The 15,589-nt window shown below is 70.6% G+C and carries 11 protein-coding genes; 2 read left to right on the forward strand and 9 right to left on the reverse strand.

Annotated features, from left to right (window positions below):
* Nucleotides 1-4: 4 nt before the first annotated feature.
* The 3 genes from ACFWXQ_RS37260 to ACFWXQ_RS37270 all read right to left on the reverse strand — a co-directional run bounded on the left by ACFWXQ_RS37260 (nt 5) and on the right by ACFWXQ_RS37270 (nt 5,882).
* Entirely contained in the window at nt 5-1,450 is a 1,446-nt protein-coding gene (locus ACFWXQ_RS37260; protein ID WP_383945264.1) for an aldehyde dehydrogenase family protein, read from the reverse strand.
* Between the two features lie 393 nt (nt 1,451-1,843).
* A complete protein-coding gene (locus tag ACFWXQ_RS37265) occupies nt 1,844-3,553 on the reverse strand; it encodes a PucR family transcriptional regulator (RefSeq protein WP_383951912.1) in 1,710 nt (569 codons plus the stop codon).
* Nucleotides 3,554-3,767: 214 nt separating this feature from the next.
* The gene (locus ACFWXQ_RS37270; RefSeq protein ID WP_383951935.1) at nt 3,768-5,882 is read right to left on the reverse strand and encodes an ATP-binding protein; all 2,115 of its coding nucleotides are present in this window, start codon (nt 5,880-5,882) and stop codon (nt 3,768-3,770) included.
* 301 nt (nt 5,883-6,183) lie between these two features.
* Here ACFWXQ_RS37270 and gabT point away from each other — a divergent pair, with 301 nt between their 5' ends.
* Both gabT and ACFWXQ_RS37280 read left to right on the forward strand, forming a co-directional pair.
* Nucleotides 6,184-7,518 carry a 4-aminobutyrate--2-oxoglutarate transaminase gene (gabT, locus tag ACFWXQ_RS37275; protein ID WP_383951914.1) on the forward strand — a complete coding sequence of 445 codons (1,335 nt, stop codon included), beginning with the start codon at nt 6,184-6,186 and terminating at the stop codon, nt 7,516-7,518.
* Between the two features lie 572 nt (nt 7,519-8,090).
* Nucleotides 8,091-8,723: a phosphatase PAP2 family protein gene (locus tag ACFWXQ_RS37280; protein ID WP_383951916.1), complete on the forward strand. Its 633-nt coding sequence runs from the start codon at nt 8,091-8,093 to the stop codon at nt 8,721-8,723.
* On the opposite strand, the gene ACFWXQ_RS37285 is transcribed toward ACFWXQ_RS37280, so the two are convergent.
* The 6 genes from ACFWXQ_RS37285 to ACFWXQ_RS37310 form a co-directional block, all read right to left on the reverse strand.
* The gene (locus tag ACFWXQ_RS37285; protein WP_383951918.1) at nt 8,711-10,510 is read right to left on the reverse strand and encodes a chitinase; all 1,800 of its coding nucleotides are present in this window, start codon (nt 10,508-10,510) and stop codon (nt 8,711-8,713) included. The two genes, ACFWXQ_RS37280 and ACFWXQ_RS37285, sit on opposite strands and share 13 nt — an antisense overlap.
* Before the next feature lie 145 nt (nt 10,511-10,655).
* A complete protein-coding gene (locus ACFWXQ_RS37290) occupies nt 10,656-11,108 on the reverse strand; it encodes a hypothetical protein (protein WP_383951920.1) in 453 nt (150 codons plus the stop codon).
* 118 nt (nt 11,109-11,226) lie between these two features.
* Nucleotides 11,227-12,654, reverse strand: a complete 1,428-nt coding sequence (locus ACFWXQ_RS37295; protein ID WP_383951922.1) for an NAD(P)/FAD-dependent oxidoreductase — start codon at nt 12,652-12,654, stop codon at nt 11,227-11,229.
* 46 nt (nt 12,655-12,700) lie between these two features.
* The gene (locus ACFWXQ_RS37300) at nt 12,701-13,501 is read right to left on the reverse strand and encodes an ABC transporter permease (RefSeq protein ID WP_383951924.1); all 801 of its coding nucleotides are present in this window, start codon (nt 13,499-13,501) and stop codon (nt 12,701-12,703) included.
* Entirely contained in the window at nt 13,502-14,431 is a 930-nt protein-coding gene (locus ACFWXQ_RS37305; protein ID WP_383951926.1) for an ABC transporter permease, read from the reverse strand.
* Nucleotides 14,431-15,585, reverse strand: a complete 1,155-nt coding sequence (locus tag ACFWXQ_RS37310) for an ABC transporter ATP-binding protein (protein WP_383951928.1) — start codon at nt 15,583-15,585, stop codon at nt 14,431-14,433. The genes ACFWXQ_RS37305 and ACFWXQ_RS37310 overlap by 1 nt, the downstream gene beginning before the upstream one ends.
* Between the last annotated feature and the right edge of the window lie 4 nt (nt 15,586-15,589).

Genomic DNA, 15,589 nt, shown 5'->3' on the forward strand with positions numbered 1-15,589 from the left:
GGTCTCAGAGAGCGAGTCCCGTGAGCACGAGCACGCGCTCGTACGTGTAGTCGTCCATCGCGAACTTCACGCCTTCACGCCCGACGCCGGACTGCTTCACGCCGCCGTAGGGCATCTGGTCGGCGCGGTAGGAAGGCACGTCTCCGACCACCACCCCGCCCACTTCGAGCGCGCGGTGAGCACGGAAGGCGGTCTGCAGGTCGTGGGTGAACACCCCTGCCTGCAGCCCGTACTTGGACTCGTTGACTGCGGCGAAGGCGGCCGCCTCCCCCTCCACCTTCTGCACGGTGAGAACGGGCCCGAAGACCTCCTCGCAGGAGAGGGTCACATCGGCCGGCACATCGGCCAGCACGGTCGGCGCGTACGAGGCACCGTCGCGCTTGCCGCCCGCGAGCAGCGTGGCGCCGGCCTTCACGGCCTCGTCGACCCACGTCTCGACCCGCTTGGCGGCGTCCTCGCTCACCAGCGGCCCGACATCGGTGGCGTCGTCGGCCGGATCGCCGGTGACCTGCGCCTCGACGGCGGCGACCACGCGGGGCAGCAGCCTGTCGTACACGGAGGCGTCCGCGATCACCCGCTGTACGGAGATGCAGGACTGGCCGCCCTGGTAGTTGGAGAAGGTGGCGATCCGCGAGGCCGCCCGGTCCAGGTCCTCGTCGCTCGCCCAGTCGGCGAGGACGACGGCCGCGCCGTTGCCGCCCAGTTCGAGGGTGAGGTGCTTGCGCGGTACGGAGTCCATGATCGCGTAGCCGACCTTGTCCGACCCCGTGAACGAGATGACCGGCAGCCGCTCGTCCTGCACGAGGGCGGGCATCTTGTCGTTGGCCACGGGCAGCACGGACCAGGACCCGGCCGGCAGGTCGGTCTCGGCCAGCAGCTCGCCGATGAGCAGCCCGGAGAGGGGCGTCGCGGGAGCGGGCTTGAGGATGATCGGGGCGCCGGCCGCGATCGCGGGGGCGATCTTGTGGGCGCAGAGGTTCAGCGGGAAGTTGAAGGGTGCGATGCCGAGGACGACGCCCTTCGGGAAGCGGCGGGTGAGGGCGAGGCGCCCCTGGCCGCCGGCGTCGGTGTCGAGCCGCTGGGCCTCGCCGCCGTTGAACCGGCGGGCCTCCTCGGCCGCGAACCGGAACACCGACACGGCCCGGCCTACCTCGCCGCGGGCCCACTTGACCGGCTTGCCGTTCTCGGCGGAGATGAGCCGGGCGATCTCCTCGGTCCGCTCCACCAGGCGGCGGCTGACGTGGTCGAGGGCGGCGGCGCGTACGTGGGCGGGGGTGGCGGCGAACTCGTCCCGTACGGCGTGTGCGGCGGCCACGGCCTCCTCGACCTGGGCGTCGGTCGGTACGGAGACCTTGCCGACGGGGTGGCCGTCCCACGGGGAGGTGACGTCGAAGGTGGACTCGCCTGTGGCCTGGCGGCCGGCGAGCCAGAAGGCGTGGGTGTCGGTCATGTGCGAGTCCGGGCCCTTCCGCGATGGGGGGTGTTCTTGGTCTTCGTCGTCCACGGTAGGCCCGCGGCGCCTCGGCAGCGTCTGTCCGAGTCGTAGCACTCCCCTACCGGGGTGCGCCGCTTTGGCCTAGTCGCCGACCTTTTCTCGCCCCCGCCGCCCCTACCCATTCCCATCCCCTGGGGCTCCGCCCCAGACCCCGTGGGGTGCGATTTCGGGTGCGGGTTCGTCGTGGCTGGTCGCGCAGTTCCCCGCGCCCCTAAAGACCAAAGACCTAAGGGCGCGGGGAACTGCGCAATCTTTAGCCCCTCCGGCGTTTGAGGAGCGGGGGTTCGGGGGCTGGCCCCGAGTAGTGACGGGAATGGGTAGGGGCGGCGGGGGCGGAAAAAGCCCCTCCTACTCCGCCGACGCCGTCGTCTTCAGGGCCAGCCACAGTTCCATCCGTACATCCGGGTCGTCCAGGGACCGTCCGAGGATCTCCTCGACCCGCCGCATGCGGTACCGCAACGTATGCCGATGCACCCCAAGATCCGCCGCGGCCGCATCCCACTGCCCATGCCGCGACAACCACGCCCGCAGAGAGGCGACAAGATTCCCCCGCCCGGTGGCGTCGTGCTCGAACAGGGGCCGCAACAGCCCGTCCGCGAACGCCCGCACCGCGTCATCCGCGAGCAACGGCACCACGGACCCCGCGGCCAGATCCTCGTGCTCGACGAGCACCCGCCCCCGCCGCCGGGCGACGGACAGGGCCTGCTCGGCCTGCTTGTAGGCGGCCCCCGCGGCGATGGGCCCGGCGGGAGCCGAGATCCCGACCACCAGCTCGTCCTCGTCGCCGGCCTGCTCACCACCGCCCTGAGCGCCCCCGACGGCCTCGGCGTATTGGGCGCAGGCGGCAACGACAGCACCCCGGTCCGCGGCGAGCACGACGAGCCGCTCCCCGTCGGGCACCACGAGCACGGCCTCGCCGGAGCGGGCGGCGGCGGACTCCACGACCTCACCGAGCCCGGCCACGAGATCGCCGCCGGCATCGGCGAGGGCGGCGGCGGCCTCGGCGCTGACCGTGGCGCCGCCACCGTCCGTGTCCGTGTCCGCGTCCCCTGCCCGGGCGCGGGCCCGCCCCGCCGAAGCCGACGCGGCCTCGGCCAGGATCATCCGGTAGGGCGCGTCCAGCAGTCCCCCGTACAGGTCCCCGGCGACCCCCCGCGCATGATCCGGCTGCCCGGCCAGCAGCATCCGCAGCACGGCCGCCCCGATCCGCTGCTCGGCGGCGTACAACGACCGGGACCGTTCCGTGGTCAGCGTCAGCAGGGCGATGGCCGAGTGCACGGCGTACCGCTCGGCCGTGCCAAGGGCGGCCGCCGTCCCCACGGCCAGCGCGGCCCGTGCCCTCCGGCCCGTCCCGAGCGAGTGCAGTTCGACCCGGTCCTCCCCGCTCCCACCCCCGCCCTCACCGTCACCGTCACCCGCGCCACCGCCGACGACGGAACTCGCGGGCGCGGCCCGCTCGCGCAGTTTCTCCACGTCGGCGGTGATCCGGGCGGCCCGCCGTCCCGCCCACTCGGGCGCGGTGGCGACGACGGCGCCGGACGCGTCGTACAGGGCGGCCCAGCCGTCCACCTGCGAGGCGAGCGCGGTCAGCAGCCCCTCGGGCCCGTCGCTCAACGCCTGCTTGGTCAGTTCCCGCTGCGCCGCGAAGCCTGCCGTCACCGCCCGGTACTGATCGGCGGCGATGGCGGCGGACACGGCCTTGCTGATGGCGAGGAACGGCGTGCGCCGCGGAACCTCCAGCAGCGGCAGCCCCTCACCCTCCGCCGCGTCGACGAGCGCCTTGGGCGTCTCCTCGTAGTGCACCCCGACGGCGAAGCCGAGCCCGGCCACCCCGGCCCCCACCAGCCGCTTCACATACCGCCGCATGGCGTCGGCGTCCTCCGCGTCCAGCTTGAGCGCGGTGATGAGGAGCAGTTCCCCGCCCTCCATGTACGGCACAGGGTCGGTGAGCTCGCTGGCGTGCACCCAGCGGACGGGGGTGTCCAGACGTTCCCCGCCCGCGCGCACGGTGAGCTTGAGCGCCGAGTGATGGACGAGCGAGGCGAGCGTGGGGGGCATGGGGCCTTCAGGTCTTCGGGTCTTCACAGGTTCTTCGACGGTCGCGGACGATGTGATCTTTGCGATCCTTTGGCCGCAGCGTATGAACGACCTATGTCGATTCTGCCTCACCGTACGGTCGGCCCGTGACCATATGTCCGGACGTCCTGCTCGGCGCACCCGTCAAATGTCCCTCACCAGCGTGCGCGTGGAGCACCCGCCTCCCGCACCCGCTTCAGCTCCGCAGATCCACCAGCAGCGGGGGCGCGTGCTCTCCACGCACGCTGGTGAGCGAGAGCACCGCGTGCCCCGGCGGCACCCCGTGCGCCAGCTCGGACGCGGACCACCGCTCACGCTCGACCTGCCGCACGGTCACGGCCCGGGCGGTGGGCGCATTGCCGGTGATCACCCGCCGCAGCATGTGTACGGCCTTGCCGGCCGGCGTCTCCGCGATGATCTGCCGGTCGGTGACGTCCCGCGCCTCGGTCCACTCCTTGCCCCACACCTCGGCGAAGTCCTGCCCGTCCCACGGTGTGAGCCCGGACAGCGCCATCCGGCACCCGATCGCGCCGAGCAGCGGCGACCGCAGCGGCCGGGGTACGTCGTCGAGCGTGCGCAGCGTCATCACGACACCGGCGTTGGCGGACCGCAGCCGCTGAATGCCCCGTACGGACTCGGGCGTGATGACTCCCGTGGCGTCGTCGAGCACGAGACAGGCGAACAGCGACCGGTCCTCCCGTACGGCGACGCTCGCCGCGAACTGGGCGAGCACGAGCCGCGCCAGCATCCGGGAGGCATCGGCGTGCCCGCGCTCGGGCAGGTCGATCCGCACCCGCACGGGGTGGTCGAGGGCACGCAGGGAGAAGGGGCGGGACTGCCCGGACGTGTCGAAGAACCCGGCGAACGCGGGGCGGTCGAGCAGCGCCACCCGGTCGGCGAGCACACTTCCCGCATCCCCCGGATGCCCCAACTGCCGCTCCCGCGCGTCGAGTTCGCGCAGCAGGGACTCCTGCCCGCCCTCCGTGAGCGCCTTGCGCAGTGCGCCCAGCGGTCCGGGCGCGCCGTCGAGCAGCTGCCTCAGCTCGGGCACGGAAGGGAAACGGCCGTGCACGCCCCGGTACGGACCGAGCAGCTGGGCCAGCACGGTGGTGGACCGCCTGCTGTCGGCGCCCGGATGCGGATCGGCGAGGTCCCCGACGAGCGCCTCGGCGAGCACGGCCGCCGCCTCGTCGGGGTCGGTGGTCCCGCCGTACAGATCGAGGTCGTACACGGACTCGGGGTTGCCCACCCGCACCACGACGTCGTACGCGTCCACCGGCCCGAGCCCCGCCCCCGCGGCCCCGACGACGACCACGGCGGCCCGCCCCGCGAGCGCGTGCAGGCACAGCGACTCGGCGAGCGGCCAGACGACCCCGCCGGTCTTGCCGGACCCGGCAGGCCCGACGGCGAGCAGCGAGGTGCCCAGCAGGTCGGGTCCGAGTGCGAGGCCGGTCCCGCGGTAGGAGTACGGGTTCCGCGGGTCGTCGGCGGTCGTGCCGAGCCGTACCTGCCCGGTGACGAGGTCGTGCTCGGCGAGCCGTCCCGGCAGGTCCCGCTCGCCGGAGGGGTGCAGACAGGCGGCGGCTCCGTCCTGCAGGACGGCCCCGCTGAAGGTGGCGAGACTGTGCCGGCCGCTCCGCACGCCCTGCCAGGCCCGGGCGATCCTGGCCTGGTCGACATCACGCATGCGTCCGGCCCTGGCCTCGGCGCCCAGCCGTTCGGCGGCGTCGGCGGCTCCGGCGGCGCGGAGCTGGTTCCACTGGGCGGGGTCCTCCTCGGGCGCGGGCGGGCGCTCGCTCACGGGCGCGGCGCGGCGCCACGCGGGCAGCCCGTAGCGCTGCCACACCTCGCTCCAGCGGCCGAGGCGCCCGACTCCGATCATGATTCCCAGGGCGATGGCCACGTAGTAGGCGTAGACGACCACGACGGAGCCGAAGCTGTGGGGCTCGGCCCAGGAATCGGGGATCATCGCGTAGAGCGGCAGCAGCCACCATCCGCCGAGGTAGCCGTTCCACAGCAGCGACCAGATCAGCCATCCCACGAGGAACGCGATGAGCGCCCCGCCGATCAGCTGCCGGGCCGGAATCTGCTCCGGCTCCTCGTCCGGCCGCGGCAGATGCCCGAAGCGCCACACTCCCGGCGCGGCCTCGGGCCGGGGCGTCCGCAGCCAGGTGAGGAAGGCGGACCCGTCCGGAGCCGGCGGCATCCCGGGCGCCTGCGCGGGCCGTGGCGGCACCTGGGGCGGTCCCGCCGGCCGCGGCACACGATCGGCGTGCGTGCCCCGTGCGTCCTGCGTGCCGTCGCTGTCCATCGCCTCTGCCACCCCTGACCAGCCGCTCCATACGTGGTTTGCGAGTCAATCTAACGCCCTCACAAGGGGAGTTCACCGCTTACCGGGCCGGGTACGCGGCGATACGGACACCCCGGCCCCTCGCCGCTCCGCGCCCACGCTATGTCCATGGCGGACAACCGAATCTCCCGACACCGCCCAGATGGAGCATGCCCACCCCCCATTCCCGGCTCTAGCCTGCGAAAAAGGAAGCCGGGCGCCATCGAAGCCCTTCCCAAAGACCTTCCCCAAGCCGTTCGCAAGACCCCCCAGGGAGCCCCTCATGAGCACACTTCCGCAGGAGCGCCGCGTCGTCACCGCCATTCCCGGTCCGAAGTCGCAGGAGCTGCAGGCCCGCCGTATCGCCGCGGTCGCGGCCGGAGTGGGGTCCGTGCTGCCCGTCTTCACCGCGCGCGCGAGCGGCGGGATCATCGAGGACGTCGACGGGAACCGTCTGATCGACTTCGGTTCCGGCATCGCCGTGACGTCCGTCGGCGCGTCCGCCGAGGCCGTCGTACGCCGGGCCTCCGCCCAGCTCCAGGACTTCACCCACACCTGTTTCATGGTCACGCCGTACGAGGGTTACGTGGCCGTCGCCGAGGCGCTGGCCGAGCTGACCCCGGGCGACCACGCCAAGAAGAGCGCGCTCTTCAACTCCGGCGCCGAGGCCGTCGAGAACGCCGTCAAGATCGCGCGGGCGTACACCAAGCGGCAGGCCGTCGTCGTCTTCGACCACGGCTACCACGGGCGCACCAACCTCACGATGGCGCTGACCTCGAAGAACATGCCGTACAAGCACGGCTTCGGCCCGTTCGCGCCCGAGGTCTACCGCGTGCCGGTGGCGTACGGCTACCGCTGGCCGACCGGTGCCGAGAACGCGGGCCCCGAGGCCGCCGCGCAGGCGATCGACCAGATCAGCAAGCAGGTCGGCGCGGAGAACGTGGCCGCGATCATCATCGAGCCGCTGCTCGGCGAGGGCGGCTTCATCGAGCCCGCCAAGGGCTTCCTGCCGGCCCTCAGCAAGTTCGCCACGGACAACGGCATCGTCTTCGTCGCGGACGAGATCCAGTCCGGCTTCTGCCGTACGGGCCAGTGGTTCGCGTGCGAGGACGAGGGTGTCGTCCCGGACCTGATCACCACCGCCAAGGGCATCGCGGGCGGTCTGCCGCTCGCCGCCGTGACAGGCCGCGCCGAGATCATGGACGCCGCGCACGCGGGCGGCCTGGGCGGCACCTACGGCGGCAACCCGGTGGCCTGCGCGGGCGCGCTCGGCTCGATCGAGACGATGAAGGAGCTCGACCTCAACGCGAAGGCGAAGAACATCGAGGCCCTCATGAAGGCCCGGCTGGGCGCGATGGCCGAGAAGTTCGACATCATCGGCGACGTCCGGGGCCGCGGCGCGATGATCGCCATCGAGCTGGTCAAGGACCGTACGACCAAGGAGCCGAACGCGGAGGCGACCGCCGCGCTCGCCAAGGCGTGCCACCAGGAAGGCCTGCTGGTCCTGACCTGTGGCACCTACGGGAACGTGCTGCGCTTCCTGCCGCCGCTGGTCATCGGCGAGGACCTGCTGAACGAGGGGCTCGACATCATCGAGCAGGCTTTTGCCCGCATCTGAGCGGAGTCCGTCTCATCGGTTCCGGTGTCGCGGTGGTGAGGAGCGGGGCGTGTGAAGAACGTGTGCGAGGTGCATGACGGGACGCGAATCCACCTGTCGCACGCCTCACCCCTGACGTAGGTTCTACCCAGATGAGAGATACACCCCGGCCACAGGGGACTGTGGACGGTACCGGGACGGGGCCTCCCCAGCTTCGCCCTGGGCGTGCCTCGCGCACACAACCGGAGTCTCTGGCTTCGGGTCTCCTCACCGATCGGACAGTCGCCCGCCCCAAACCCCCCGGGGCGAGCGGCAACCCGATCTGATCGGTTCCACCGAAGGGCTTGCACCTACCCCCCCTGGTGCAAGCCTTTCGGCGTTTTTACGGGTGGGCGTCTGCGGGGCTGGTGTTGTGGGTTGGCTGCGGGTTGGTGGGGGCTTGTCGCGCAGTTCCCCGCGCCCCTAAAAGGGCGCCATCGTCATCCCGGGCGATCATGGCTGGCAAGGTGTGGGGCATGACCAGCGTTCCGGAGCGGCGTTCATCGCCACATGCGCCTGACAGTCGGGGTCGGGCTGGAGGACACCCAGTTTCGGTGCCGCCGGTCTGGGTTCTCTGGCCGCTCGGCCTCCTCTTCGCCTTCCTGACCTGGCAGGCAGCCGTCGACACCCCCGTGCGCCGGGCGGACGAGCGGCTGGCCGGGGAGGTCAGGGGGAGTCGGCTGCCCAGTGGTGCCGCCGAGTTTCTTGCGGATCTCGGGAATCTCGCGGTGGCCGTTCCGGTGCTGCTCGTGGTCGTCGCCTACGTGTCCTGGCGGGCTCGGCGCGCGGGCCTGGCCCGCTGGTGGGTTCCGGCGCTCGCGGCGCTGGTCGCCATGGCCGCCGTACCGGCATTGGTCGTGCCTCTGAAGGAAATCGTCGGACGCACCGGGCCGCCCGGCATGGCCGGGGACGGCTACTACCCCTCGGGCCACACGGCCACGGCCGCCGTCGCCTACGGGGCGGCCGTTCTCCTGCTGCTCCCCTGGCTCCACAGCCGCTATCGCCGTCGCGAACTGGTCATCGGCTGCCTGGTGCTGGTGACGGCGGTGGGATTCGGCCTGGTCCGCCGGGGCTACCACTGGCCGCTGGACGTGGCGGGGAGCTGGTGTCTCAGCGCCATGCTGCTGCTGGGGCTCGCGACGGTCACGAGCGCCAGCAGCAGCGACACGGCTCGTCAGCCGAAGTAGTTGTCGAAGTTCTTCGAGAACTCCCACCCTCCGAACCGGTCCCAGTTGATCGACCACGTCATCAGGCCGCGCAGGGCGGGCCAGGTGCCGTGGGTCGCGTACGAGCCGCAGTTGGTCTTCTTGGTCAGGCAGTCGAGGGCCTTGTTGGTCTCGGACGACGGTACGTGGCCGTTGCCCGCATTCGGCGTCGCCGGCATGCCGATCGCGACCTGGTCGGGGCGCAGAGGCGGGAAGACGTTGTTGGCGTCGCCCGCGACCGGGAAGCCCGTGAGGAGCATGTCGGTCATGGCGATGTGGAAGTCGGCGCCGCCCATGGAGTGGTACTGGTTGTCGAGGCCCATGATCGGGCCCGAGTTGTAGTCCTGGACGTGGAGAAGCGTGAGGTCGTCGCGCAGGGCGTGGATGACCGGGAGGTAGGCGCCGGCGCGCGGGTCCTGGCCGCCCCACTTGCCGGTTCCGTAGTACTGGTAGCCGAGCTGGACGAAGAACGTCTCCGGCGCCATCGTCAGGACGAAGTCGTCGCCGTACTTGGCCTTGAGGGTCTTCAGGGCCGAGATGAGGTTGACGATCCCCGGTGTCTTCGGGTTCTTGAAGTCGGTGTCGTCGGCGTTCAGGGAGAGCGAGTGGCCCTCGAAGTCGATGTCCAGGCCGTCCAGACCGTAGGTGTCGATGATCTTCGAGACCGAGGTGACGAACGTGTCGCGGGCCGCCGTGGTCGTCAGTTGCACCTGGCCGTTCTGGCCGCCGATGGATATCAGGACCTTCTTGCCCGCCGCCTGCTTCGCCTTGATCGCCGCCTTGAACTCGGCGTCGCTCTCGACGTTCGGGCACTCGGTGGCCGGGCAGAGGCTGAAGCGGATGTCGCCGGAGGTGGTCGAGGTGGGTTCGCCGAAGGCCAGGTTGATGACGTCCCAGCTGCCCGGGACGTCGGCCATGCGTGTGTAGCCGGAGCCGTTGGCGAAGCTCGCGTGGAGGTAGCCGACCAGGGCGTGGGCGGGGAGGTCCGCGGGGTCGCCGCCGCCCGGACCGGATGTCGTGGTCGCCGTGACCGCCGGGGACTTCGCGGACTCGCCAGCCTCGTTCACGGCGGTGATCTGGAAGGAGTACGCGGTGGACGGGGACAGCCCGGTGACCGTGGCCGACGTGCCGTTCGCCGACTGGATCCGCGTGCCGTTCCGGTGGATCGCGTAGCCCGTCGCGCCGGGGACGGACGGCCAGGACAGGGCGACGCTGGTGGAGGTGACCGTGCCGACCGTGGGGGTGGCGGGAGCGGCCGGCGGCTGTCCGGCGTCGACGCCCGGGCCGACCAGGGAGATGTCGTCGGCGTGGTACGCGCCGGTGCCGTACCAGCCGTGGGTGTAGATCGTGACCTTGGAGGTGGACGGGCCGGTGCGGAAGGTCGTGGTGAGCCGCTGCCAGTCCGGCGCGGACTGCGTCCAGGTGGAGACGTCGGTGGTACCGGTGCCGCTCGCGCCGAGGTAGGCGTAGTCGCCCCGGACGTATCCGGCGAGGGTGTACTGGGAGTCGGGCTTGACGGTCACGGTCTGCGCGCAGCGCGCGTTGTCACTGCCGGCCGGGGTCGCCTTCAGTGCCGAACCGCCGCTCCGCACGGGCGAGTTGACCGCGCTGCCCGCCGTGCAGGTCCAGCTGTCGAGTCCCGCCTCGAACCCGCCGTTCCTGGCGAGGTCCGCGTCGGCCGCACGGGCGGCCGACGAGAGTGCGGTGATGCCTGGTACGGCCAGGACGGTGGCCGCACAGAGGGCTAGGACAGATCTGACGCGATCCACAAGTACCTCCTGGCGTGGGGGAATTGGAGGGTGGAGCGCGCCCAATTTGGTCCAGACCAATCCAGGTTGTCAAGACCTCCGGCGGCCGGTCGCGGACATCGACGGCAAGCCGTGGTCAACGGCGCTCGGCCGCGGTCTTCGGCGGCTAGTCGCGGTCATCGGTCGCCAGGCCCGCCGCCGCCTCGTGCATCGCCAGTTCCAGCAGGGTCGGGTCGGTGAGCGTGCCGGAGCCGTCCGGTGGGACGAGCCAGCGGACCCCGCCGGTCGACCTCCCCGGATACGGCACCACGATCCACGTACCGTGCCCCGCCGTGCGCACCCCCGTGCCGAGCCACCGGGCCGCCGTGCCCGGGGGCACGAAAAACCCCATCCGGGCGTCGCCGAAGTCGACGAGCACCGGGCCCGGTTGGTCGAGCACCCGGGTCAGCACGTCGAGCGTCGGATAGCCGAGTTCGCCGCGCAGGATGAGTACGTCCCAGGCCCTGCCCGCCGGCAGCAGCGCGACCCCCAGCGGGTTGCGCTCCCATTCCCAGCGGCAGGCCTCTGGATCCGGAGCGACGGATGCCAGCCACTCGACCGCCGTCTTGGCCCCTGTCATGGCGGAACCTCCCTCTTTCTCGTGTCGACGCTGGTCGCGTCACAGGGGAGAGGGAGGTCCGGGCCCGGCATTACGCGGGTTCTGACAACTTGTTGGGAGTGAAGCGGGTCACACGGTCTCAGCTGTCGAAGCCGAGCCCCAGCCGGTCCATCGTCTTCAGCCACAGATTGCGTCGGCCGCCGTGCGAGTCCGCCCGCGCCAGGGACCACTTGGTGAGCGCGATGCCCGTCCACGCGAAGGGTTCCGGCGGGAAGGGCAGCGGCTTCTTGCGGACCATCTCCAGCGACGTACGTTCCGTGCGCTCCCCCGACAGCAGGTCGAGCATCACGTCCGCGCCGAAGCGGGTGGCGCCGACGCCGAGGCCGGTATAGCCCGCCGCGTAGGACACGCGGCCCTGGTGGGCCGTGCCGAAGAAGGCCGAGAAGCGGGAGCAGGTGTCGATCGCGCCGCCCCACGCGTGACTGAAGCGGACGCCCTCCAACTGCGGGAAGCAGGTGAAGAAGTGCCCGGCGAGCTTCGCGTACGTCTGAGGCCGGTCGTCGTACTCGGCGCGCACCCGGCCCCCGTACGGATACACCGCGTCGTAGCCGCCCCACAGGATCCGGTTGTCGGCGGACAGCCGGAAGTAGTGGAACTGGTTCGCCGAGTCCCCGAGGCCCTGCCGGTTCTTCCAGCCGATCGAGGCGAGCTGGTCGGCGGTCAGCGGCTCGGTCATCAGCGCGTAGTCGTAGACCGGGACGGTGTACGAGCGCACCCGCTTGACCAGGTTGGGGAAGATGTTGGTGCCGAGGGCGACCCGGCGGGCGCGGACGCTGCCGTACGGAGTGCGTACGGCCATACCGGCGCCGTACGGCTTGAGGGTGAGCGCGGGCGTGTTCTCGTACACCCGGACGCCCAGCTCGACGCAGGCGCGCTTGAGGCCCCAGGCGAGCTTGGCGGGGTGCAGCATGGCGACACCGCGGCGGTCGTGCAGGCCCGCGAGGAAAGTCGGTGAGTCGACTTGTTCCCGTACGGCTTCGGCGTCCAGGTGGTCGACGCCGTCCGCCAGGCCGCGGCGCTCCAACTCCTCGTACCAGTCGCGGAGTTCGGCCGCCTGGTACGGCTCGGTGGCGACGTCGATCTCGCCGGTTCGCTCGAAGTCGCAGTCGAGGGAGTAGCGGGCGACGGTGGCCTCGATGCCGTCGAGGTTGCGGGCGCCCAGCTCCTCCAGCTTGTGGATCTCGTCGGGCCAGCGGGTCAGGCCGTTGGCCAGGCCGTGGGTGAGGGAGGCGGCGCAGAAACCGCCGTTGCGGCCCGAGGCGGCCCAGCCCGCCTCGCGGCCCTCGACCAGGACGACCTCGCGCCCGGGGTCGCGCTCCTTGGCGAGGAGCGCGGTCCACAGTCCGCTGTAGCCGCCGCCGACGACGAGCAGGTCGCAGGTCTCGGCGGTGGTGAGGGCGGGCTCGGGCCGGGGCCTGCCCGGGTCGTCCAGCCAGTACGAGACCGGCTGGGCGTCCGACAGCGACTTCGCCCAGTTCTTGTCACGGCTCATGGCGCTTGGGGCCATGATTTCAACTCCCTACGACTGCTGCTTTCCCGGTGTTCTTGCGCTGCTATGCCTTTTGGCGGTTCTTTCGGTTGCCGATGACCATTCCGGCCAGCACGAACAGTACGGCGACGATGAACATGGCCGTACCGATGACATTGATCTGAACGGGTGTTCCGCGCTGGGCCGAGCCCCAGACGAACATGGGGAAGGTGACGGTCGAGCCCGCGTTGAAATTGGTGATGATGAAATCGTCGAAGGAGAGCGCGAAGGCGAGCAGCGCTCCGGCGGCGATTCCGGGGGCGGCGATCGGCAGGGTGACACGGACGAAGGTCTGCACGGGACCCGCGTACAGGTCCTGGGCGGCCTGCTCCAGCCGCGGGTCCATCGACATGACACGGGCCTTGACGGCGGTCACCACGAAGCTCAGACAGAACATGATGTGGGCGATCAGAATCGTCCAGAAGCCCAGCTGCGCGCCCAGGTTGAGGAAGAGCGTGAGCAGCGAGGCGGCCATCACGACCTCGGGCATCGCCATCGGCAGGAAGATCAGCGAATTCACGGCGCCGCGCGCCCGGAAGCGGTAGCGGACGAGCGCGAAGGCGATCATCGTGCCGAGGACGGTCGCGCCGAGGGTCGCCCAGGCCGCGATCTGCAGGCTCAGCGAGAGCGAGCCGCACAGGTCCGCGACCCCGCAGGGATCGGTCCAGGCGTCCGTGGAGAACTGCTGCCATTCGTAGTTGAAGCGCCCCTTCGGATTGTTGAAGGAGAACACCGTGACGACGATGTTGGGCAGCAGCAGATAACCGAGGGTCAGCAGACCCGCGATGACGACGAGACGGCGCTTCAGCCAGCGTACGAGGGCCATTTAAACCAGATCCTCCGTCCCGGACTTGCGAATGTAGAGCGTGACGATGGCAAGGATCCCGGCCATGAGAATGAACGAGAGCGCCGCTGCCGTCGGATAGTCGAGAATCCGCAGGAACTGCGTCTGGATGACGTTTCCGACCATGCGGGTGTCGGTGGAGCCGAGCAGATCGGCGTTCACGTAGTCGCCGCTCGCCGGGATGAACGTGAGCAGCGTCCCGGAGACGACACCGGGCATCGACAGCGGAAAGGTCACCTTGCGGAAGGTGGTGAAGGGCCTGGCGTACAGATCGCCCGCCGCCTCGTGCAGCCGCCCGTCGATGCGTTCGAGGGAGGTGTAGAGCGGCAGGATCATGAACGGCAGGAAGTTGTACGTGAGACCGCAGACCACCGCGAGCGGCGTGGCGAGGACCCGGTCCCCGGCCGTGATGCCGAGCCAGCTGGTGACGTCCAGGACGTGCAGCGTGTTGAGGGCGCCGACGACCGGGCCGCCGTCCGCGAGGATCGTCTTCCAGGCGAGCGTACGGATCAGGAAGCTGGTGAAGAACGGCGCGATCACCAGGATGAGGATCAGGTTGCGCCAGCGGCCCGCGCGGAACGCGATCAGATACGCGAGCGGGTAGCCGAGCAGCAGACACAGGATCGTGGCGGTGCCGGCGTACGCGATGGAGCGCAGGAACTGGGGCCAGTAGTCGGCCACCGCGTCCCAGTACGTCGCGAAGTGCCAGGTGACCTTGTAGCCCTCCTCCAGGGAGCCCGTCTGCACGGACGTGGAGGCCTGGTAGACCATCGGCAGCGCGAAGAAGACGAGCAGCCAGAGGATGCCGGGGAGCAGCAGCCAGTACGGGGTGAGGCGCCTTCTCTTTCGAGGCGGGCGCTCCTCGGGCGCGGGCGTGGGCGCCAGGGGTGGCGCGTCGGTGACGGTCGTCATCAGGCCGCCTCTTCCTCGACCGTTTCGATGCCGGCGTCGATGTCCTGTGCCGCGTCCAGGCCGAAGGTGTGGGCCGGGTTCCAGTGCAGGACGACCTCGGTGCCGGGCACGAGCCGGGAGTCGCGGTCTATGTTCTGGGCGTAGACCTCGAACTCGGGACAGACCGGGCTGTCGATGACGTACTGCGTGGAGACGCCGATGAAGCTGGAGTCGGCGATCGTGCCGGTGATGCGGTTGCGGCCCGCCGGGATCTCGCCCGCGTCGTCGGCGTGCGTGAGCGATATCTTCTCGGGGCGTACGCCGACGAGGACCTTGCCGCCGGTCGTCGTGGGCGCGGAACAGCGTGCCTCGGGCAGGACGAGCTTGCCGCCGCCCGCCTTGAGGACGATCTCGTCGCCGCTCTTCGTGTCCACCTCGGCCTCGATGAGGTTCGAGGTGCCGAGGAAGTTGGCGACGAACGTGGTGTTCGGGTTCTCGTAGAGGTCGGCGGGCGAGCCGAGCTGTTCGACGCGGCCCGCGTTCATCACGGCGACCGTGTCGGCCATCGTCATGGCCTCCTCCTGGTCGTGCGTGACGTGCACGAACGTGATGCCGACCTCGGTCTGGATGCGCTTGAGCTCCAGCTGCATCTGGCGGCGCAGCTTGAGGTCGAGGGCGCCGAGGGGCTCGTCGAGGAGGAGCACCTTCGGGGTGTTGATCAGAGCGCGGGCCACGGCGACGCGCTGCTGCTGGCCGCCGGAGAGCTGGTGCGGCTTCTTCCGGGCCTGCTCGCCGAGCTGGACCAGCTCCAGCATGTCCTCGACCTGCTTCTTCACCGACTTGATGCCGCGCCGGCGCAGACCGAAGGCGACGTTCTCGAAGATGTCGAGGTGCGGGAAGAGCGCGTACGACTGGAAGACCGTGTTCACCGGCCGCTTGTACGGCGGCAGGTTCGTCACGTCCTGGTCGCCGAGCCTGACCGTGCCGGAGGAAGGTTCCTCCAGACCGGCGATCATGCGCAGGGTGGTGGTCTTGCCGCAGCCCGAGGCCCCCAGGAGCGCGAAGAACGAGCCCTGGGGCACGGTCAGGTCGAGCGGGTGGACGGCGGTGAAGGAGCCGTAGGTCTTGCTGATTCCGGAGAGGCGGACGTCACCGCTGGTGTCTGTGTTCTTCATGGTC

Source organism: Streptomyces sp. NPDC058697 (assembly GCF_042715345.1).
Classification (GTDB): domain Bacteria; phylum Actinomycetota; class Actinomycetes; order Streptomycetales; family Streptomycetaceae; genus Streptomyces; species Streptomyces liliifuscus.

Coding starts and splice junctions, on each gene's coding strand:
- ACFWXQ_RS37270 (WP_383951935.1), bottom strand. CDS start 5,882: ATGGACAGCGACGGCACGCAGGACGCACGGGGCACGCACGCCGATCGT.
- ACFWXQ_RS37260 (WP_383945264.1), bottom strand. CDS start 1,450: ATGACCGACACCCACGCCTTCTGGCTCGCCGGCCGCCAGGCCACAGGC.
- ACFWXQ_RS37290 (WP_383951920.1), bottom strand. CDS start 11,108: ATGACAGGGGCCAAGACGGCGGTCGAGTGGCTGGCATCCGTCGCTCCG.
- ACFWXQ_RS37295 (WP_383951922.1), bottom strand. CDS start 12,654: ATGGCCCCAAGCGCCATGAGCCGTGACAAGAACTGGGCGAAGTCGCTG.
- gabT (WP_383951914.1), top strand. CDS start 6,184: ATGAGCACACTTCCGCAGGAGCGCCGCGTCGTCACCGCCATTCCCGGT.
- ACFWXQ_RS37310 (WP_383951928.1), bottom strand. CDS start 15,585: ATGAAGAACACAGACACCAGCGGTGACGTCCGCCTCTCCGGAATCAGC.
- ACFWXQ_RS37305 (WP_383951926.1), bottom strand. CDS start 14,431: ATGACGACCGTCACCGACGCGCCACCCCTGGCGCCCACGCCCGCGCCC.
- ACFWXQ_RS37265 (WP_383951912.1), bottom strand. CDS start 3,553: ATGCCCCCCACGCTCGCCTCGCTCGTCCATCACTCGGCGCTCAAGCTC.
- ACFWXQ_RS37300 (WP_383951924.1), bottom strand. CDS start 13,501: ATGGCCCTCGTACGCTGGCTGAAGCGCCGTCTCGTCGTCATCGCGGGT.